The organism is Streptomyces inusitatus, from assembly GCF_014651115.1.
In the GTDB taxonomy this organism is placed as follows: domain Bacteria; phylum Actinomycetota; class Actinomycetes; order Streptomycetales; family Streptomycetaceae; genus Streptomyces; species Streptomyces amakusaensis.
Window position 1 is genome coordinate 140,152 of record NZ_BMWG01000020.1, and the last position, 19,961, is coordinate 160,112.

Sequence of the window (19,961 nt, forward strand, 5' to 3'; positions counted from 1 at the left end):
CTGCCGGGCTCCTTGACCGGTCATGTGACAGAAGCGGGCGCCCACGGCCGGCTGACAGCCTGCTCGTCAGTGCGGAGAGCCCCCCGGAGCGCGGAGGCACCGAACCCCCTGGAAGCCGGAGTGCGATGTCAGCGTTCGAGCAGCCTCGTCCGGCACCGGCCGTGCCCCGCGACGTTCCGGCGGCGGCCGAGTCCTCGGCCCGCCCGCCCGGGCTCCCGCCCGGGCCGGTGTCCCTCGGCGTCGCCGCGCTGCTCCTCGACGCCCAGCCGGGCGGCGGCCCTTCGGGACGTGCCCGGCTCGACGTGCTCCGGCAGGCGGAGGGCGATCCACTGACGATCGTCGAGCTCTCCCGGACGTGTCCCCCCGTCCTGGCGGACGCGGCCCTCGTGAGCGGGAGCATGTCCGGGAGGGGACCCTCCCTCCGGTCCACGCCGCGTGTCCGAGGCGCGTACCGGGAGCATCTGGGGGCCCTGCCGGAGGCGACCCGGCGAGCTCTGCTGTACGCCGCCGCGGCCTGGCCCGACGACGAACTCCGCACGGTGATGGCCGCGCTGGACTCCGACGACCTCTCGGTGTGGGATCCGGCGGAGGAGAGCGGCCTGATCACCGTCGCCGACGGCCGCCTGGCGTTCGGCCGTCCGCTGATCCGTGCGGCGGCGTTCCACGGTCCGTCGGCCGGGGCGCGTCAGCGAGCTCATCGCGACCTGGCGGCGGCATCGGACCAGAGCCCGGCGAGCCGCGCCCGGCATCTGGCGGAGGCGTCGATCGGGCCGGACGAGACAGTGGCGGAAGCCCTCGACGCCGCCGCGGCCGGACACCGCCTGACCGGTGACCTCTTCGCTGCCGCGAGGGCCCTGGAGCAGGCGGCACGGCTCAGTGTCCGCGACCCGGACCGGGCCCGCCGGCTCGCCGGCGCGCTGGCCGCCGCGAGCTGTCTGGGGAACCCGGAGTGGGTACGCGACCTGTACGAGCGCTTCAGCGGGGTGAACCACGACCCGGAGCAGCGCTGCGTCGCCGCCTGCGCCATGGCGGGCGCGCTCTCCCTGCTCTCCTTCCAGCGCGAGGCGTTCGGTCTTCTGCTCGACGCCTTTCGGCAGTCGCCGCCGAGCACGGCCGCCACCTCCTTCGCGCTGGCCGCGCTGGCCGCTTCGGTCTCACGGCAATCGGGTCTGGCCGACCACCGCCGAGCGCTGCCGCGGCTGCTCGCCCACGCCGACCGGATGTCGCGGAAGGCCGGCCCGCGGAAGGGACGCCCGGCGGCGGCCGGTCCGACGGCGGACGGCGCGGACACCGCCGTCACCGGACCGGCGGAAGAGCGGAACCCCGAACTCGCGGGGTCCGGAGCCCTCGTCGCCCTGTGCGCCCCGCCGACGGGACCCTCGGGAGCGCTCTCCGGCACCGGTACGGAGTCGTCCGGCCACGCTGCCACCCGGGAGGCCGCCCGGTTGCTGACCGCCGCCTCGGTGGCGTACCACACCGACCGGTCGGAGCTGTGCGCGGAACTGTACCGGCGGGCGAGCGGCCCGCGCGGGGCGCGAGGAGCGCTCGGCCCGACGCTGTGGGAACTCCCCGCCCAGGTGGACACCCTGATCGCCCTGGGCCGTTGGGCGGAGGCCGAGGCGCTCGCCGCGGACGGCCGCTCCGTCGCCGCCGTGCACCGGCTGCCCCGCCTCGACATGGACCTGGAGGCGCTCACGGTGACCCTGCGAGCGCTGCGCGGCGACCCGGACCCAGACCCGGTCCCGGCCGCGCTCACGTACGATCCGCGGCCGCCGCAGCGGCCGACTGCCTCCCGTGTGCTGTTCACAGGGCCCCACTGGCGTTCCGTCAGCCTGGACGAGAACCGGGCGACCAGGGCCAGGATGCTGCGCGCCTGCGGTCTGTCCGCACTGTCCCTGGGGGACTCCGACGGTGCTTACCGGCATTTTCGTGCCCTGTACGGAGAGGACGGCGCGCCGCTCGACGCCTCTGTGGCCCCCCGGGCGATCGCCGAGCTGGCCGAGTCCGCCGCGCGGGCCGGCCGCCGCGCGGCGGCGGCGCGGGTGCTTGCCGGGGTACGCGAAGGACTCGGGGACCGGCCGACCTCCCGGATGTCCCTCCTGACGCACCACGCGGCCGCGCTCGTCGAGGAACGGGGCGACCCGGAAGCCCACTTCCGCCTTGCTCTGGCCGGCACGGCGGGGGAGACCTGGCCGCTGGAGCGCGCCCGGACCCGGCTCCACTACGCGGTGTGGCTGCGGCGGCGGCGACGCCCCCTGGAGGCTCGTACCCAGCTCGCCGCCGCCCTGGAGGCCGCCGTACGCCTCGGCGCCCGGGGTCTGGCCGGGACGGCACGGGGCGAACTGCGGGCGGCGGGCGCGGCGGAGGCCGCCGGGGTCCTCGCCCCGGTGCCCCGGCTGGACGAACTGACCCCCCAGCAGGAGCGGATCGCCCGCCTCGCCGCGGGCGGACTCACGAACCGGGAGATCGGCGAGCGGCTCTTCCTGTCGCCGCGCACCGTGGGCTCGCATCTCTACCAGGTCTATCCCAAGCTGGGCATCAGCAGCCGCCGCCAACTGCGGGACGTGCTGAGCGGGACCTGACGCGTGAGCGGAACGACCGCGCGAACGCCGGGCGGCCCGCCGGCCGCCGGCCGTCGGCCCGGCGGCGGACCAGTCGACCGACTGATGCGTGGGCCCGGGGGACGACGGCAGGCTGACGCCATGTCGAGCGAAATCAGGCTGCCTCCCGGGAGCGAGGGCCATCGGTGGGGCACGGCCGCCGTACCGCCGGAGGGACGCGTACCGCCGGAGGGACGCGTGCTGTCGACCCGGACCGTCCCCCTTCACAAGAGTCTCGACCACTGGCACGAGACCGTCCTCGCGCAGCTCGTGGGCATGGACCTCGTCACGGACGACGGCACCTGCGACGCCGAGATGCGCGTCGACCGGCTCGGGGCCTTACGGATCACCACGGTCGAGTGCGGCCCCGGCACGGCCCACCGGTCGCCCGAGCGCATCGCCCGGGGCGACGGCCGGGAGGTCTTCGCCGCCGTGCTCGCCAGTGGCCGCGCCCATGCGGAACAGGACGGCCGCACCCTGGAGATGCGCCCCGGCGACGTCGCGTTCTTCGAGACCGCCCGCCCGTTCCGGACCCACTTCCCTTACCGCTTCCGGCTGGATGTCTTCGCCGTGTCCCGCGACCGGCTGGGCCTGTCCGAGGCCGAGCTCCACCGGATCACGGCCCGGCCCCTGCGACCGGAGCGGGGACCCGCCGCCCTCCTCTCGCCCTTTCTGGCCCGCCTCGCGAACTCCCCGCAGACATACCGGCAGCCGATCGCCGGACAACTCGCCGACAGCGCCGTGGACCTGCTGTCCGCCGTGGCGGCCTGGCGACTGGGCGGGAGAGCGGAGGAACCGCCCGGCGCCGAGCGGGTCCTGCTGCTGCGCGTGCGGCGGTTCATCCGCTGGCACCTCGCGTCCCCCGACCTCACCCCCGGGACCGTCGCCCGGGCCCACGGCATCTCGGTCCGTTACCTGCACCGTCTGTTCCAGGCGGAAGGCACCTCGATGGGCCGCTGGATCCGCGAACTCCGCCTCCAGGAGTGCCGACGCGAACTGGCCGCCGCCGCCCTGGGCCCAGGAGCGACCCCGGACGCCCGCACGACCCTGGGGGCGGTCGCGCGCCGCTGGGGCTTCACCGGCGCGGCCCACTTCACGCGGGCCTTCCGAAGGGAGTACGGCATGTCACCCACCGCATGGCTGCGGGGCGAACGGGTCCGGTACTCGTTCCCGGGACCCCGGTGACATGGCCGGACATCCCCACCCGCCGCCCGGGCCGCCGCACCTGGCCTTCTCGACCGGGACGATGCCGCCCAAGGAGCGGGCCGCCGCCTGGCAGCGAGCCCTGTCGCAGTGTTACGTCACGGTGGAAGCGGCCATCGGCGCGGCTCCTGAGGCGTGGTCCGGCTCACTCACCGCACACTGGACGGGCACACTCCGGATCACTGCCGACATGTCCGGACCGGCCCGCGTCCGACGCACACCCGACAGCGTGGCGGCGGACGGCCGGACGTACGTCTTCGCCCGAACGCAGCTGGAGGGATCGGTCCGCCTCGTCCAGGACGGCCGGACCGCGCATCTGACGCCGGGCGCCCTGGCCTTCCACGACGCGGCCCGGCCGTTCGCCCTGGCACTGCCGGAGCCCCAGCGGGCACACGTCCTGACGGTGCCTCGACAACTGCTCCGTGTGGACGACGCGACGCTCCGCGACATCACCGCGATCCCCGTCACGGAGACGTCCGGCGCGTCGGCCGCACTGCTGCTGCCGCTCGTGCACGGCCTCGTGCGGGAGGCCGCCGACGCCGATTCGCCGTACGGGAGCGAGGAGCTGTCCCGTACCGTCGTGGGTCTCCTCGCCGCGCTGGCGGCGCACCTGGCGGCCGAGGCCGACCGCCCGGGGGCCGGGTGGGGCCAGGTCTCCCTGCTCGAACGGATCAAGACCGCCGCGGGGGCCCGGCTCGGCGAGCCGGGGCTGTCGCCCCGCGCGCTCGCCGAGGAACACCACATCTCCCCGCGCTATCTCCACAAGCTCTTCCGGGCCGAGGGCACCACATTCGGCCGCTGGGTGCTCGGGCGTCGTCTGTCGGAGTGCCGGGCGGAGCTCGAACGTGCCGACAGGGACCACCTCCCGGTCGCCGCGGTGGCCGCCCGATGGGGTTTCAGCAGCCCGGCACGTTTCAGCGACGCGTTCCGGGCGGCGTACGGAGAGCCGCCCGGCCGATGGCGCGAGAGCGCCCGTGCCCGGCAGAACTCCGTGGGGCCCTGACGGCGACCGGGACGAGCCCGCCTCCGCAGAGGCGGCGACTGCCGTCGATTCCCGTACGCGGACGGTACGCGGCCGGACGTATCGTGTGTGCCGGACATCTGGGGACAGAGCGGCCTGGTTAAGGCCGGGGCCGGGGCGGCACCCGGTGGCGACGCCGACCGCCGGGATCGCGGGTGACGGAGTGCGGTGGCCCGGTGGCGACGCCTTCCGCGGCTGCTTCTGTTCAGTCCGGCTTCTTGACTGCCGCGCTCTGAGCCCGCGCCACCTGCCCGAGTGCCTCCTTGAAGGCGGCGTATGTCTTCTCGCCCAGGGACTTCGCGTGACGTTGCTCGATCGCGCGCATGATGGCGGCGGCCGTCTCCATCTGGAGCAGACCGCGTTCGGTGGGGCGTACCAGCTTGGCGCGGCGGTCGGCGGGGTCGGGGGCGCGTTCGACGTAGCCGAGGCGTTCCAGGTCGTCGACGAGTGTGCCGATCACCTGTTTGTGCTGGCCGGACAGGCGGGCCAGTTCGCTGGCGCGGATCCCCTCGGGGCGCAGATGGGCCAGGACGGCTCCTGAGCGCGGCAGGATGTCGTCGAAGCCCCGCTCGGCGAGCGTGGCGAACAGCTCACGGTGGACGGAGAACAGGACCCGGGCCGCGAGCACCCCCAGATCCGGCCCCGGATCCGTCTGCCGGTCGCCGGTCAATGCGCCCACGCCTTCCTTCCTCTTCCTTCATGCCTTCGCCGTTGCCTATGCAGCGGCCTGACCGGCGAGTTTAGCCGCCCGGCCAGTCCGTGCGCCGCACCCTCCCCAACTCCCGCTTGCCATCCGGGCGATGGTCGCCTAGATTCAAAGTCGTCACTAAAACTGACTATCAAGGTCAGTGACTAAATCCTTCTGAGGAGACACCATGAACGAGCGCGGCAAGTACCTGGAGCCGGTCACCCGAGAGAACGCCGCCGTGGTCCTGGTCGACCACCAGGTCGGTCTGCTCTCGGGCGTCCGGGACATTCCGGTGGCCGAGCTGAAGCACAATGCGGCGGCGCTGGCGCGGGCCGCGACCGCGCTGGGCATCCCGCTGGTGGTGACGACCACCGCGGCCGACAGCATGTGGGGACCCACCGCCCCCGAACTGGTCGAGGCGCTCCCCGCCGGGCAGGAGATCATCGACCGCAGCTCGGTCAACGCCTGGCACGACGACCGGGTCCGCGAGGCCGTCGAGGCCACCGGCCGTCAGAAGCTGATCTTCGCCGGAGTGTCCCTGGAGGTCTGCGCGGCCCTGCCCGCGTACGCCGCGACCGCGGCGGGCTACGACGCCTATGTGGCCGTGGACGCCTCCGGAACCTTCAGTCAGGCCAAGCGGGAGGCGGGGCTGGCGCGCATGCAGCAGGCGGGCGTCATCCTCAGCGACTACGCCACCCTCATGGTCGAGGCCCTCGGGGACAACGCCGCGCCCGAGTCCGCCGCCGTGTACGCCGCGCTCGACATGCCCTTCGCCGTCCTGGTCGGCCAGATCGCGGCCGCCCACCGGTCCTGACGCGACGGTGAACCACCCCGGCCTTCGTGGTGGAGCGGCCGCGGCGGCCGGCGAGGCACCGCGTTCGGGGTGACCGTCACGTCGACGAAGGCCCGCTCGTGGTCGGCCTCGCACTGCGGCTCTCCCTCCGCGGTGTCTTGGGGAAGGGGCACCTGTGCCGGGTCGCGGGTCGCGAGTCGTGGGTCATGCCGGGGCCAATGCCTTGGCTGTGGTGTCGAAGGCGGCGATGTGATCGGCCGTGATGATGTCGGCGATGTATCCGTCCGGCCGGATCAGGACCAGGCCGCTGGTGGTGCCGTAGAGGTCGGTCATCTTGCCGGTGGTGTCGATGAGGGCGTTGCCGGGGCCGTCGCGGTGGTGGACGCGGTAGCGGTGGAGTTCGGCGCCGCCGGCGGGCCAGGTCAGGTCGGGAAGTGCGGTGGCGGCGTCGGTGTCGAAGGCCAGCAGAGTGAAGTGCGGCCCCCGGTACAGGTCGAAGAGGCGGCGCGAGGTGCCGGGCCCGGTGCAGGGGGCGTCGGGTGCGCGATCGCCCGCGGCCAGGGTTCTGGTTGCTGGGGCGCCGGCGGGGGCCAGGGGGCCACCGCGGTAGGAGAGCGAGAGCTGCCGCTCCTCGTCGCCGCGTTTGAGGCCGGCCAGGCGGTGCTGGGAGAGGTTTTGGTAGAGCTCGCTGGACCTGCCGAGGACGCGTGCGGCGATCGGCCGCCGCTCGGCCTCGTAGGTGTCGAGGAGTGCGTCGGGTGCGCCCGCGATGACCTGGCCGAGCTTCCAGCCCAGGTTGTACGCGTCCTGCACTCCGGTGTTGAGTCCTTGTGCGCCGGCCGGGGTGTGGACGTGGGCGGCGTCGCCCGCCAGGAGGACGCGGCCGGTGCGGTAGTGCTCCACGAGCCGGACGTTGGGCCGGAAGACCGAGGTCCAGGTGATGTCGCGCAGCCGCAGACCGGTGAGCGCGCGGAGGCGGGCGGTGAGCGCGTCGTGGTCGAGGTCCGGTGTCTCGTCCGGCCTCAGCTTGATCATGATCTGGAACTGGTCGGAGTGCGGCAGTGGACAGGCCCCGACGGACGTGCCGTGCGTGCGCGGCCATATGTGCCACCGGTCGCGTGACAGGTCGTCGATGGTTCCGTCGATGAGAAGCGTGCGGTCGGAGTCGTCGGTTTCCCCGGTGAAGCGCAGTCCGGCGTGGGTGCGTACGGTGCTGGCGCCCCCGTCGGCGCCCACCAGGTATGTGCTGTGGATCTTCTCGCCGGAGGCCAGCGTCGACGTCACGCCGTGGGCGTCCTGCTCGAAGGCTTCCAGCGCGGTGCCGAATTCGACGCGCAGGCCGAGGCGGCCGAGGAGGCGGTGCAGGATGGCGTCGGTGCGATGCTGCGGCAGCAGCAGGATGTCGGGGTACGGCACGTCGGGGGTCCGCCGGTTCCTCCGCTGCATCCTCCACGGCGCGGTGAGCGGTCCGAGGTGCAGACCGGCGAGCGGGTAGGGGCCGCCTTCCGCGTGTGCTTCGTGCAGTACCCCGAGGTCTTCGAGCACTTCCTGGGTCCGGGGCTGGAGGCCCTTCGCCCGGGAACCTGTGAAGGCGCGCGGCGCCTTGTCGATGAGGCGGACGCGCAGGCCCCGACGGAGCAGGTCGGCCGCCAGGGTGGAGCCGACCGGGCCGGCTCCGGCGATGAGGACGTCGATGTCGTGGCGTTGTCCGGTCGTGCTGACCGGTTCGACCGCCGTGAAGGATCCCGCTTCATCAACGCGGTCTGTCATGTCGTCCACCAACCCGCCTAATGGCTACGGTGTATCCGAAATTACTTTCGGGCACACCGTAGCCATTTTCTGCCGCGCGGTCCACACGCCCCCCCATCCCGCCCTGGCCGGGCGGAAGCGGGGCGGAGGGAAGGCCCGGGGCGCTCTGGCGGTGACGTGACGGCACTGGGCCGACAGGAAGTAATGTGGCTACGGAATGACCGAAACGCTGTGCGCGCGGAGCGGCACCCATCTCGCCCGACAGAAAGGTTCTCGGACATGGCCGCTGCCACCCCGGACGCCCCCGGGGCCGCGCCCGTACCGGGCAGTCCGGCCTGGTGGGCCGACCGCCCCGAGCCGCGCGGCGCGCCCCGCCGCGGCCGTCCCGCTCTGGACACCGACCACATCATCGCCACGGCCCTGCGCCTCGTCGACGAGCACGGCGCCCAGGCCTTCTCCCTGCGCATGCTCGCCGACGCCCTCGGCTCCGGCACCGCCACCCTGTATCGCCACTTCGCGAGCAAGGACGAGATCCTGGCCCATCTCGTCGACCGCGTTCTGGGGGAGGTCGATCTGAGCGACCTCGACGCCCTCGCCACCTGGCAAGAAGTGCTCGCCGCCATGGCCCACCGCTTCTACGGCGCACTGCGCCGCCACCCCAACGCCGTCCCCCCGCTCATGGCCCAGGTCCCCGTCGGCCCCAACGGACTCGCCCAGCGCGAACGCGTCCTGCACGCCCTCCTGGACCGCGGAGTCCCCGTCGGCCTCGCCGCCCGAGCGTTCACCGCCATCGGCCACTACGTCATCGGCTTCACCGCCCAGCAGCACGGCCCCACAGTCGCATCCCCCGACGCCGCCCCCCAACTCGCCTCCTTCTACCGGCGGCTGGACCCCACCGCGTACCCGGCCATCACGCGGGCCGCCGCCACCCTCACCTCCGTACCGCTCATCGAGGAGTTCCGCTTCGGCCTCGACCTCCTCATCACCGGCCTTGAACGCCACGCCCCTCGTACACCGGCACCGGCAGGCCCGTAGGCCAGGGCGCGGTGCTCCTCCGCCGGACGCCACCGGGCGGAAGAACCGCGGAGCGGCCCCGTGAATCACCCTCCCCCGTCCGGGCGGTCACCGGCCCGGGCGAGTTCCGCCTTCAACGCGGTCAGCTGCATGTCGAGGGCGAACTCGAAGCGCTCGTCGAAGGTGCCCGCGGTGATGTGCGCGGCGGCCGCGCGCAGGGCCGGGAAGGCGGGGTCGTCGAAGGCCGGCGGAGGCGCGTTCGGGTCGGTTGACTCGGCCTGCTGTTCCTGCGTGATGCCGAGGATCAGATAGAACACGGTCCAGTTGGCCCAGGCCGCGGTCCGGGGCGGGAGGCCCGCGTCGAGGAGGGTTTGGATCATCGCGTCGGCGAACCGGTAGGTGTTGGTCTCCGTCGTGGAGAGTCCCGCGATCAGACGTGCCGCGTCGCGACGCGCCAGGATCGCGCTCCGGCACCAGCGGGCGAGGGCGCGGAGGCGGGCCTCCCACTGGGTGGGGAGGGCCGTCACGTCCAGCCCTTCGAAGATCGCGTCCGACATGAGTATGAGCAGACGCTGTTTGCTCTCGACGTGCCAGCGAACGGTGTTGTGCCGAACGCCGATCTCGTCGGCGACGGCACGCATGGTCACCTTGTCCAGGCCCTGCTGGTCGAGTACGGCGAGTGCCGCGTCGACGACGGCCGCGCGGCTGATGCTCATGGCGCCCACTTTCGATCAAGTCCCTTGTCCGCCGGACAATATACAGCCGCGCTCCGGTGTCATCCGGGCCGTCCGGCTTCTTGTCCATCGGACAACGTCTCGCTATTGTCCAATGGACAAGAATGGGATGTGTGCGGGGGAGAGGTGCGGGCGATGGCCGAAACGCAGGTGGTCGTACGGCAGTTGCGCTGGGAGGCGACGGGAGTGGTCTCCGTCGTTTTCACCGCCCCCGACGGCGTCGAACTGCCGCCGTGGCGGCCGGGCGCGCATATTGAGCTCGCGCTGCCCACCGGGATCAGACGGCAGTACTCGCTGTGCGGGGACCCGCGGGACCGGTACCGCTACCGCATCGGCGTCCTGCGCGAGCGTACGAGCCGGGGCGGCTCCGAGTATGTGCACGCCTTCCTGCGCCCGGGACAGCGGGTACGGCTCCGCGGACCGCTGGACAACTTCGGTTTTGAACCGGCGAAGGCCTATCTGTTCATCGCGGGCGGCATCGGGATCACACCGATACTGCCGATGGTCGGACAGGCCGCCGCGTGGGGCGTCCCGTGGCGGCTCGCCTACGGCGGCCGCACCGCCGCCTCCATGGCCTTCCTCGACGAGCTGCGCGCCCACCCGGACAGGGTGTCGCTCCACCCCGGGGACCGGACGGGACGCATCCCGCTGGACACCTGGCTCGACCGGCCGCGCCCCGGCACCGTCGTCTACGCCTGCGGCCCGGAGTCACTGCTGACGGCGGTCGAGTCCCGGGCCGCGCACTGGGGTCCGGGCGCGGTGCGCCTGGAGCGGTTCAGGCCGAGCGCCGGACCGGCCCGGCCCGACACCGAGGTGACCGTCGTGTGCGCGCGGTCGAACCGCACGGTGACCGTCCCGGCCGGCCGGAGCATCCTCGGCGCGCTGGAGGACGAGGGACTCCCGGTGACCGGTTCCTGCCGGGAGGGCGTCTGCGGCACCTGCGAGACCAGAGTCCTCGAAGGCGAACCCGACCACCGCGACGACATCCTCACCGCCGAGCAGCGCACCGCCGGCGACCGCATGTACCTCTGTGTGTCCCGGGCCCGGAGCCAACGCCTCGTCCTCAATGTGTAGACACCCACACCCGGCACCGCCCCACCCCTGAGGAGGCACGATGAGCCGCCACGACGACACCCCGGGCGCGCCGGCCGCGCGCACCGCCGCCGACGACTACGGACCGATCCCCATGGACCGGGTACGGGAGATCATCGGACACCCGGCCCCCTTCATCGCCGACAAGAAGGAGGCCCACCTCGGCGAGTTCATCACCCGCTTCATCGCCCACAGCACATTCTTCTGCCTCGCCACCTCGGACGACGCCGGACACCTCGACATCAGCCCCAAGGGCGACCCGCCGGGATCCGTGCGGGTGCTCGACCCGTGGACCCTCGCCATCCCGGACCGCCCCGGCAACAAGCTCGCCGACACCTTCGAGAACCTCACCCGCAACCCGGCGGTGGGACTGGTGTTCCTCGTCCCCGGACTGCGGGAGGTGGTGCGCGTGAACGGGGACGCGTTCGTCTCCGACGATCCCGACCTGCTGACCATGCTCACCGCCGACGGAAAACCCGCCGTCCTCGCGATCGTCGTACGCGTGCGTGAGGTGTTCTCCCAGTGCGGCAAGGCGGTGATCCGCTCGAAACTCTGGGAGGGGGACCAACGCGGCCTCGCCGACGCCGTCGTACTGGGCGGAGATTTCTACACGATGCACGTCGCCGAGAACGCCGGGAAGATGGCGGACAATCTCGGCGACAAACTCGGGCAGCTCACGGCGATCGCCGAGCACCAGTACCAACACGGCCTCTACTGAACCGCGTCCGGTGGGACAAGGCGAGCGGTTCGCCGGAACCGGACGAGAGAGCGGTTCGCCGGAACCGGACGAGAGAGCGGGCGGACCGATGAGAGTGAAAGCCCCTTCACACCCGGATGACCTGAGGGCCCAGCAACGCGTAGCGCTGGGCCTCCGCCGAGGGCAGAGCGGTATCGGTGACGATGGCCTCGAACTGGGAGGGTTCGGCGAAACGGCAGAAGCTCACCGAGCCGAACTTCGTGTGGATACCGATGAGGACATGGCGTCTGGACGACCTGATGGCCTGCGCCTTCACCTCCCCGACCGCCGGGTCCGGGGTGGTCAGCCCGTACTCGCGCGAGATGCCGTTGGCGCCGATGTAGGCGAGGTCGATCACGAATTCGCGGAGCATTCCCGTCGCCCAGTGGTCGACCGTGGCCATCGTGCCCCCGCGCACTCGCCCGCCGAGGAGAATCACCTGCGCGGTCTTCCGGCCGGCCATGCGGCACGCGGTGGCGAGCGACGCGGTGATGACCGTCAGCGGGCGGTTCTCGGGCAGTGCCTCGGCGATCAGCTGGGGAGTGAAGCCCTCGTCGATGAAGACCGTCTCGGCCTCCCCGAGCAGATCGGCCGCCGCCGCCGCTATCCGTGTCTTCTGCGGTACGTAGCGACGGGCGCGCGCGGCGAGCGTCGTCTCGTATCCGGCGCTCTCCACCGGATGGGCGCCGCCCTGTACCCGGCGGACCAGCCCGAGTTCCTCCAAGGCCCGCAGATCGCGCCGCACCGTCTCCTGGGACACGGCCAGCGTGTGGGCGATCGCGGTGACGGTGACCATGCCGTCGCGCCGGGCGACGGAGAGGATCTCATGCCTGCGGTCGTCCGCGTCCACGGTCCACGCCCCGTCTTCTCCGCCGGAGCGCGGCTCCGGCAGTGCCATCCGATCGGCCCATTCTCGGTGGCCCGAGGGGCGTTGGCCACAAGGGAACGGGCCACGCGCCCGGACACCGGCGAATCGTTTCACGCGATGCCGTCGTTCGGCCGCGCCTCTCGCCAAACGGGCGGCGTCCGGGCTCCCACGGCACTCCCGCGGGCGGCCGAACACGATCGGCCGCCCAGCGCTGATCCGTTGACCAGCGATTCCCGAGGCGCGAGACGGGCACAAGCGGGCATCATCGCCCTCGCCGATCGCCTGGTCGCAGGGTGGTGGAGGGAGATAGAAACACTCCAGGGGCCCGAACGGGCACCGGCCCCACCGATCGGGAGGCGGCGAAATGCAGGCGGAGGAACGACGTCTGAGCATCCTGAACGCTGCCCGAAGCGCGGGCACGGTCGCCGTCACGGACCTGGCGTGGCGCTTCAAAGTGGCGAAGGAGACGGTCCGCCGCGACCTGGCCCTCCTGGAGAAGGAGGGGCTGATCCGCCGCACGCACGGCGGGGCGCGCCCCGTGGAGAGCACCAGGTTCATGGCGTCCCCGCCGCCCTCCGTCGCCCCGCACACACCGGCCCGGGCCAGGATCGCGACCGCCGCCGTCGGACTGCTCGGGGAGGCCGGGACCGTCTTCGTCGACGAGGGACTCACCGGCCAGCTCATCGCGCGGGCGCTCCCCAGGGACCGGGACCTCACCGTCGTCACCGCTTCCCTGGCGGCGGCGCACGCGCTCGGCGACGCCGGGAGGATCACCGTGCTGCTGCTCGGAGGCCAGGTCCGTCACACCACCCTGGCCACGGGGGGCCGGGAGGCCGTCCGGATGCTCAGGGGTTTCGTCACGGATCTCGCCTACCTCAGTGCCGACGGCGTCTCCCGCGACCGTGGACTGACCGTCTCCGACCCGGCGGTCGCGGCACTCAAGACCCAGGTGGTGAGGGGATCCAGACGCAGGGTCCTCACCGTGGCCCACCTGGCGTTCGGCGGCCTCGGCCCGTGCCGCTTCGCAGGCGTCCACGACATGGAGGCGATCGTGACCACGGCCGGTCTGCCACCGGTCGAAGCACAGCGCTACGCACTGCTCGGCCCCCGGGTTCTCTCCGTGTGAGTGAACCACCACCGGCACCGCCCCGTTCATCCCTGCGTGAGTCAACCGTGGACCAGCCAAGAGCCGACCGTGAGACACAGGTGATTCACCGCCAGACCGGCACTACCCCCGCAGCCAGGAGGTGTCATGCCCACCAAGCGCCACCGACATTTCATGATGTGCATCGGTACGGCCACGGCCATGGCGGTCCTGCTCGGCGGCTGCGCCGGAGCGGGCGGCGGCTCGTCGGGGCCCAACACCCTCAACGTCCTCATGGTCAACAACCCCCAGATGACCGACTTGCAGAAGCTCACCGCGGACCACTTCACCCGCGAGACCGGCATCAAGGTCAACTTCACCGTCCTGCCGGAGAACGACGTACGGGACAAGATCAGCCAGGACTTCGCCAACCAGGCCGCCCAGTACGACATAGCCACCATCAGCAACTACGAAGTCCCCATCTACGCGAGGAACCAGTGGCTGCGCCCGCTGGACGACTACGTCGCCAAGGACACCCCCTTCGACCAGAAGGACATCCTCCAGCCGCTGACCGCCTCGCTCACCGCCGAGGACGGCAAGCTCTACGCCGAGCCCTTCTACGGCGAGTCCTCCTTCCTCATGTACCGCGAGGACGTCTTCGCAGAGAAGGGCCTGACCATGCCGGCGCGGCCGACCTGGCGTCAGGTGGCCGCCCTCGCGGCCGAGGTGAGCGGCGCCCGCGGCGGGATGAAGGGCATCTGTCTGCGCGGGCTCCCCGGCTGGGGCGAGGTCGTCGCACCGCTCACCACCGTCGTCAACACCATGGGCGGGACCTGGTTCGACAAGGACTGGAAGGCCCGTCTCACCTCCCCGGAGTTCACCCGGGCGACCGAGTTCTACGTCGATCTGGTCCGCGAGCACGGACCGGCCGGAGCCGCCCAGTCCGGCTACGCGGAGTGCCTCAACAACTTCGTCCAGGGCAGGACCGCCATGTGGTACGACGCCACGGCCGCCGCGGGCTCCCTGGAGGCCGCGGACTCCCCGGTGAGAGGGAAGGTCGGCTACGTCCGGGCCCCCGTCGACCGGACGACCGCCTCCGGCTGGCTCTACACCTGGGCCTGGGGCATGCAGAAAGCCTCCCGAAACCCCGGCAACGCCTGGAGATTCATCTCCTGGGCGTCCAGCCGGCGCTACGAGGAACTGGTCGGCACCGAGATCGGCTGGGCCGACGTACCCGCCGGAAAACGGCTCTCCACCTACCGCAACCCCGCGTACCTCAAGGACGCCGCCGCCTTCGCGTCCGTCACCCGGAGCGCCCTCGAAAGCGCGGACCCCGGGAATCCCGGCACCCAGCCCCGGCCTGCCCCCGGCATCCAGTTCGTCGGAATACCGGAGTTCACCGATCTCGGCACCAGGGTCTCGCGGGAGATCAGCGCCGCCATAGCGGGCCGTCAGTCGGTCGCCGAGGCCCTGCGCACCTCCCAGGCACTGGCCGAGCGGGTCGCCGAGGAGTACCGGAAGTGACCACCCCGGCGAAAGCCTCCCCGAGAGCGGCCACCGGACCGCCCGGACCCCGGCGGTCCGCGGCGAACGGCGCGCGCGTCTGGGCCACCAGGGCCCCGCTGCTGCCCGCCCTGGTCTTCCTGATCGCGGTCACCCAACTGCCCTTCGTGGCCACCCTGGTGATCTCACTCCTCGACTGGAACGCCCTGGCCCCCGGCGAGCGGCACTTCGCCTGGTTCGCCAACTACGCCACGGTCGCGCGCGACCCCGCCCTGCGGGAATCCGTCCTCACCACCGCCCTGCTCACCGCGACCGTGGTGATCGTCAGCGTGGTCCTCGGGCTGCTCCTCGCCCTGCTCCTCGACCGCGCCTTCTTCGGTCGGGGCCTGGTGCGCACACTCCTCATCACCCCGTTCCTGCTCGTCCCCGTCTCCGCCGCGCTGCTGTGGAAGCACGCTCTCTACAACCCGGAGTACGGACTGTTCAACGGCGCCTGGACCTGGGTCACCGGCCTCTTCGGCGACACCTCTCCCGCCCGTACGGACTGGATCTCCACCATGCCGCTGATCGCGGTGGAGGCGTCCCTGATCTGGCAGTGGACCCCCTTCATGATGCTGATCCTGCTCGCCGGGCTCCAGAGCCGGCCCGCCGAGACGATGGAGGCGGCCCGGCTCGACGGGGCGAACTCCTGGCAGACGTTCCGCCATCTGACCCTGCCGCATCTGCGGCGCTATCTCGAACTCGGCGTCCTGCTCGGCTCGATCCACATCGTCCAGAACTTCGACGCGGTCTTCACCCTCACCTCCGGGGGCCTCGGCACCGCGAACCTCCCCTACACCGTCTACCAGACCTTCTACCAGGCACATGAGTACGGACTGGCCTCCGCCGCCGGAGTCCTCGTCGTGATCGGCACGATCGTGATCGCGACCTTCGCGCTGCGAGCGGTCTCGTCCCTCTTCCACGAGACGCCCACGGGGAAGGAGACGAAGCCCTCATGACCACGCCGACGGCCCGCACCCCTCGTACGCCTCCCACGGCACCGCCCCCGGCGCCGAAGCTGCCCGCCGCGCGCGGGCCCCGCCGCCGGGTCACCGCACTCGGCCTGCTGGCCTGGCTGACCGGACTCGTCTTCGCCTTCCCCGCCCTGTGGATGGTCCTCACCTCGCTGCGCTCCGAGACCGACGCCGCGACCAGCCCGCCGTCGCTCGGCGCACCTCTGACCCTGGACGGCTACCGCGCGTTCTTCGGCGGCGGGGCCAGCCCCTGGCCACCGCTGATCAACTCCGCCGGGGCGAGCCTCTTCGCCACTGTGCTCGTCCTGGTGCTGGCGCTTCCCGCGGCGTACGCGCTCTCCGTACGGCCGGTCCGCCGGTGGACGGACGTCATGTTCTTCTTCCTGTCCACCAAGATGCTGCCCGTGGTGGCCGGACTGCTGCCGGTGTATCTGTTCGCCAAGGACGCGGGCATGCTGGACAACATCTGGCTGCTGGTCCTCCTCTACACCTCGATGAATCTGCCGATCGCGGTCTGGATGCTTCAGTCCTTCCTGGCGGACGTGCCCGTCGCCATCATCGAGGCGGCCCGGGTGGACGGGGCGCGGACGCCGACCGTCCTCATCCGCGTCGTCGCTCCGATCGTCGGCCCCGGCATCGCGGCCACCGCGCTGATCTGCTTCATCTTCAGCTGGAACGAACTGCTCTTCGCCCGGGTCCTCACCTCGGTGACGGCCCAGACGGCACCGGTGTTCCTCACCGGCTTCGTGACCAGCCAGGGTCTGTTCCTCGCCCAGCTCTGCGCCGCGTCCGTCGTGGTGTCCCTGCCGGTGCTCATCGCCGGCTTCGTCGCCCAGGACCGACTCGTCCAGGGCCTTTCCCTGGGAGCGGTCAAATGAGGGCTGCGGTCATCGAGGCACCCGGCACCATCTCCGTCGTTCATGTCCCCGACCCCACCCCGGGACCCCGCCAGGTGGTCGTGGACGTCGCCGCCTGCGGTCTATGCGGCACCGACATCCACATCCTCAACGGAGAGTTCGCCCCCCGACTGCCCATCATCCCGGGCCACGAGTTCGCCGGCGAGGTGGTGGGCGTCGGCAGCGAGGTGACCGAGCTGACCGTGGGCGACCGGGTCGCGGTCGACCCCACGCTGTCCTGCCACGAGTGCCACTACTGTCGGGCCGGGCGCGGGAACCTCTGCGACCGGTGGGCGGCGATCGGGGTGTCCGTCGCCGGAGGGGCCGCGGAGTACGCCGTCGCGCCGGTCGCCAACTGCGTCCGGCTCCCCGACCACGTCGACACGGGCGACGCCGCCCTCATCGAGCCGCTGTCGTGCGCGATCCGCGGCTACGACGTTCTGAACGGTTCCCTCGGCGCGAACGTCCTGATCTACGGCTCCGGAACGATGGGCCTGATGATGCTGGAGCTGGCCAAGCGGACCGGCGCCGCCCACGTGGACATCCTCGACATCAACCCCGCCCGGCTCGCCACCGCGCGACAGCTGGGCGTCTCGGGGGCCGCGGCCCGCGCCGACGAGCTGGACCGGCAGCAGGGCTGGGACATCGTCATCGACGCCAGCGGCAGCGCGGACGCCATCCAGGACGGGCTGGGCCGTGTCGCCAAGGGCGGCACCTTCCTCCAGTTCGGGGTCGCCGACTACGCGACGACCGTGGTCATCGAGCCGTACAAGATCTACAACCGGGAGATCACCATCACCGGTTCCATGGCCGTGCTCCACAGCTACGAGCGCGCCGCCGCGCTCTTCGCGAGCGGCCTGCTCGACCCGGACGTCTTTATCAGCCACCGAGTTCCCCTTGAGCAGTACCCGCAGGCCATCGCCGACTCCGCCGCGGGGAAGGGCCGCAAGATCGTCGTGGAGCCCTGACGAAGCCGACGCACGGCCCCCGCGCACGCGCCGGGCCTCCGGGTCTCCGGGCCGCACAGCGGACGACCCACGGTTCACCGCCGATTGACCAACGTCAGAGAATGGGATGAGAAGTGTCCGGTACTCAGCGCCGCAGCTGGCCCCTGTCGTCCGCGCAGCGAGGCATTTGGTTCGCACAGCAACTCGACCAGGAGAGCCTGAGTTACAACACCGCGGAGTATCTGGACATAGCCGGCCCGATCGACGCGCCGCTGATGGAGGCCGCCGCCCGCCGGATGGTGGCGGAGACCGGCACGCTGAATGTGCGCTTCGCGCAGGACAGTGAGGGGCCGCGGCAGCTCTTCGAGCCGGCGGCCGACTGGTTCTCCGCCCTCGACATGAGCGCGGAGCCCGATCCGCGGGCGGCGGCCGAGTCCTGGATGCGGACCGAGATGGGCCGGCCGGTGCTCCTCGGCTCCGGCCGGACGTTCACCCTGGCGCTGCTGAAGACCGGAACCGACCGGTGGTTCCTCTATGTCCGCGGGCACCACCTGGTCACCGACGGGTACATGTGCGCGCTGACCCTGCACCGGCTGGCCGAGGTCTACACATCCCTGCTGAACGGGGAGCCGGTACGGGAGGACGGCGGCGGCTCGCTGGACCTGCTCCTGGCCGACGACGCCGCGTACCGCGCCTCGGAGCGATTCACCCGGGACCGGGACCACTGGCTGGACCGGCTGGCGGGCCGCCCCGAGCCGGTCACCCTCGCGACCGGGGCGGGCGGGGCCTCGCGGTCCGCCCTGCGGCACACCGTCCGGCTGCCCGCCGAGAGCGCGGCCGCCCTGCGGGCGCTGGCAAACCGCTCACGAGTCGGCCTGCCCGTCCCTCTGATGGCCGCCATGGCGCTCTGCCTCAGCGGGATGACCGGCGCCGGCGAGGTGGCCCTCGGCGTCCCGGTGACCGGGAGGTCCGGCGGCGGCCGGGCCGTCCGAGGCCCGATGTCCAACGAGCTCCCGCTCTGGCTGGAGCTCCGTCCCGGCACGAGCGTCGAGGAGCTGATGCGCCAGGTGTCCTCCGAGGCGCGGCAGCTGCTGAAGCACCAGCGCTACCGGTACGAGGACCTGAGCCGTGAGCTGCGGACGGTCGGCAGCGGCCGCCGCCTCATGGGCCCCTCGGTCAACATCATGTCCTTCTCCCACGACCTGGCCTTCGGCGAGGCGCGGGCGACCCCCCACAATCTGGCGATCGGGCCGGTCCGCGACCTCTCCGTCTGCGTGGACAACCGCTCCGCCGACGGCACGGTACGCGTGCACTTCGACGCCAACCCCGCGCTGTACGACGCCGAGGAGAACGCCGCCCACCAGCGCCGCTTCCTCCAGATGCTGGACAACCTCGCCACAGCCGACCCCGGACAGCCGATCGGCACGCTCGACATCCTGCTCCCGGGCGAGCGCGCGCGAGTGCTGCCCCCTCCCGGCGATTCCCGTACGGATGCCCCGTCCCGGACCCTGCCGGAACTGTTTGAAGCGCAGGCGGCCCGCCGCCCGGACGCGGTGGCCGTGGTGTCCGAGGGGGTGGAGCTCTCGTACGCGGAGCTGAACGCGCGGGCGAACCGGCTGGCCCGTTCACTGGTCCGCTCGGGAGTGGGCCCGGAGCGGCTGGTGGCGGTGGCGTTGCCGCGCTCCGCCGATCTGGTGGTGGTGCTGCTGGCGGTGCTGAAAGCGGGCGGGGCCTATCTGCCGATCGATCCCGGATATCCGCGGGACCGGATCGCGATGATGCTGGAGGACGCCGATCCCGTATCAGTGATCACCACACGCGATACGGCCGCACGGCTGCCGTCCCTTCCGTCCCGCGCGGACGGACTGCTCGCGCTGGACGACGAATGGACGATTCGTGCTCTCGCGGCCGAATACGACGGCGATCTGAGCGATGCCGACCGGATGGCGCCGCTTACTCCTTCGCATCCGGCGTATGTGATTTATACGTCGGGGTCTACGGGGCGGCCGAAGGGTGTGGT

17 protein-coding genes are annotated in these 19,961 nt (G+C 71.9%); 13 read left to right on the top strand and 4 right to left on the bottom strand.

The window, feature by feature from the left end:
• Positions 1–125: 125 nt before the first annotated feature.
• The 3 genes from IE247_RS25635 (at position 126) to IE247_RS25645 (ending at position 4,806) form a co-directional block, all read left to right on the top strand.
• Positions 126–2,582: a helix-turn-helix transcriptional regulator gene (locus tag IE247_RS25635; RefSeq protein WP_229869347.1), complete on the top strand. Its 2,457-nt coding sequence runs from the start codon at positions 126–128 to the stop codon at positions 2,580–2,582.
• A gap of 120 nt (positions 2,583–2,702) precedes the next feature.
• Entirely contained in the window at positions 2,703–3,785 is a 1,083-nt protein-coding gene (locus tag IE247_RS25640; RefSeq protein WP_190125637.1) for a helix-turn-helix domain-containing protein, read from the top strand.
• 1 nt (position 3,786) lies between these two features.
• Positions 3,787–4,806, top strand: a complete 1,020-nt coding sequence (locus IE247_RS25645; protein ID WP_229869348.1) for a helix-turn-helix domain-containing protein — start codon at positions 3,787–3,789, stop codon at positions 4,804–4,806.
• Between the two features lie 223 nt (positions 4,807–5,029).
• Here the strand turns inward: IE247_RS25645 and IE247_RS25650 are convergent, their stop codons facing one another.
• A complete protein-coding gene (locus IE247_RS25650) occupies positions 5,030–5,503 on the bottom strand; it encodes a MarR family winged helix-turn-helix transcriptional regulator (RefSeq protein WP_229869349.1) in 474 nt (157 codons plus the stop codon).
• Between the two features lie 196 nt (positions 5,504–5,699).
• On the opposite strand from IE247_RS25650, the gene IE247_RS25655 reads away from it, so the two are divergent.
• Complete coding sequence (locus tag IE247_RS25655) at positions 5,700–6,326, top strand: isochorismatase family protein (protein WP_190125638.1); 627 nt, start codon at positions 5,700–5,702, stop codon at positions 6,324–6,326.
• Positions 6,327–6,509: 183 nt separating this feature from the next.
• On the opposite strand, the gene IE247_RS25660 is transcribed toward IE247_RS25655, so the two are convergent.
• Positions 6,510–8,075: an FAD-dependent monooxygenase gene (locus tag IE247_RS25660; RefSeq protein WP_190125639.1), complete on the bottom strand. Its 1,566-nt coding sequence runs from the start codon at positions 8,073–8,075 to the stop codon at positions 6,510–6,512.
• 258 nt (positions 8,076–8,333) lie between these two features.
• On the opposite strand from IE247_RS25660, the gene IE247_RS25665 reads away from it, so the two are divergent.
• Positions 8,334–9,089: a TetR/AcrR family transcriptional regulator gene (locus IE247_RS25665; protein WP_190125640.1), complete on the top strand. Its 756-nt coding sequence runs from the start codon at positions 8,334–8,336 to the stop codon at positions 9,087–9,089.
• A 65-nt stretch (positions 9,090–9,154) separates the two neighbouring features.
• On the opposite strand, the gene IE247_RS25670 is transcribed toward IE247_RS25665, so the two are convergent.
• Positions 9,155–9,784: a TetR/AcrR family transcriptional regulator C-terminal domain-containing protein gene (locus tag IE247_RS25670; protein ID WP_190125641.1), complete on the bottom strand. Its 630-nt coding sequence runs from the start codon at positions 9,782–9,784 to the stop codon at positions 9,155–9,157.
• 153 nt (positions 9,785–9,937) lie between these two features.
• Here IE247_RS25670 and IE247_RS25675 point away from each other — a divergent pair, with 153 nt between their 5' ends.
• Together IE247_RS25675 and IE247_RS25680 are read left to right on the top strand one after the other, a co-directional pair.
• Complete coding sequence (locus tag IE247_RS25675) at positions 9,938–10,876, top strand: PDR/VanB family oxidoreductase (RefSeq protein ID WP_190125642.1); 939 nt, start codon at positions 9,938–9,940, stop codon at positions 10,874–10,876.
• A 40-nt stretch (positions 10,877–10,916) separates the two neighbouring features.
• Positions 10,917–11,612, top strand: coding sequence for an MSMEG_1061 family FMN-dependent PPOX-type flavoprotein (locus IE247_RS25680; protein ID WP_190125643.1), 696 nt, complete (start codon positions 10,917–10,919; stop codon positions 11,610–11,612).
• 106 nt (positions 11,613–11,718) lie between these two features.
• Here IE247_RS25680 and IE247_RS25685 read toward each other — a convergent pair whose 3' ends face one another.
• The gene (locus IE247_RS25685; RefSeq protein WP_190125664.1) at positions 11,719–12,480 is read right to left on the bottom strand and encodes a DeoR/GlpR family DNA-binding transcription regulator; all 762 of its coding nucleotides are present in this window, start codon (positions 12,478–12,480) and stop codon (positions 11,719–11,721) included.
• A gap of 382 nt (positions 12,481–12,862) precedes the next feature.
• Between IE247_RS25685 and IE247_RS25690 the strand changes: the two genes are divergently transcribed.
• From IE247_RS25690 to IE247_RS25715, 6 genes are all read left to right on the top strand, one after another.
• Positions 12,863–13,624 (top strand): DeoR/GlpR family DNA-binding transcription regulator, encoded by a 762-nt coding sequence (locus IE247_RS25690; protein ID WP_190125644.1) that lies wholly within the window; start codon positions 12,863–12,865, stop codon positions 13,622–13,624.
• A gap of 153 nt (positions 13,625–13,777) precedes the next feature.
• Entirely contained in the window at positions 13,778–15,106 is a 1,329-nt protein-coding gene (locus IE247_RS25695) for an ABC transporter substrate-binding protein (RefSeq protein ID WP_229869351.1), read from the top strand.
• Complete coding sequence (locus tag IE247_RS25700) at positions 15,103–16,083, top strand: carbohydrate ABC transporter permease (RefSeq protein WP_190125646.1); 981 nt, start codon at positions 15,103–15,105, stop codon at positions 16,081–16,083. Before IE247_RS25695 ends, IE247_RS25700 begins: the two co-directional genes overlap by 4 nt.
• On the top strand, positions 16,080–16,976 hold the full coding sequence (locus IE247_RS25705) for a carbohydrate ABC transporter permease (protein WP_190125647.1): 897 nt from the start codon (positions 16,080–16,082) through the stop codon (positions 16,974–16,976). The genes IE247_RS25700 and IE247_RS25705 overlap by 4 nt, the downstream gene beginning before the upstream one ends.
• On the top strand, positions 16,973–17,962 hold the full coding sequence (locus IE247_RS25710) for a zinc-dependent alcohol dehydrogenase family protein (protein ID WP_190125648.1): 990 nt from the start codon (positions 16,973–16,975) through the stop codon (positions 17,960–17,962). Before IE247_RS25705 ends, IE247_RS25710 begins: the two co-directional genes overlap by 4 nt.
• A gap of 113 nt (positions 17,963–18,075) precedes the next feature.
• A partial coding sequence (locus IE247_RS25715) for a condensation domain-containing protein (RefSeq protein WP_190125649.1) occupies positions 18,076–19,961 on the top strand: 1,886 nt, incomplete at its 3' end.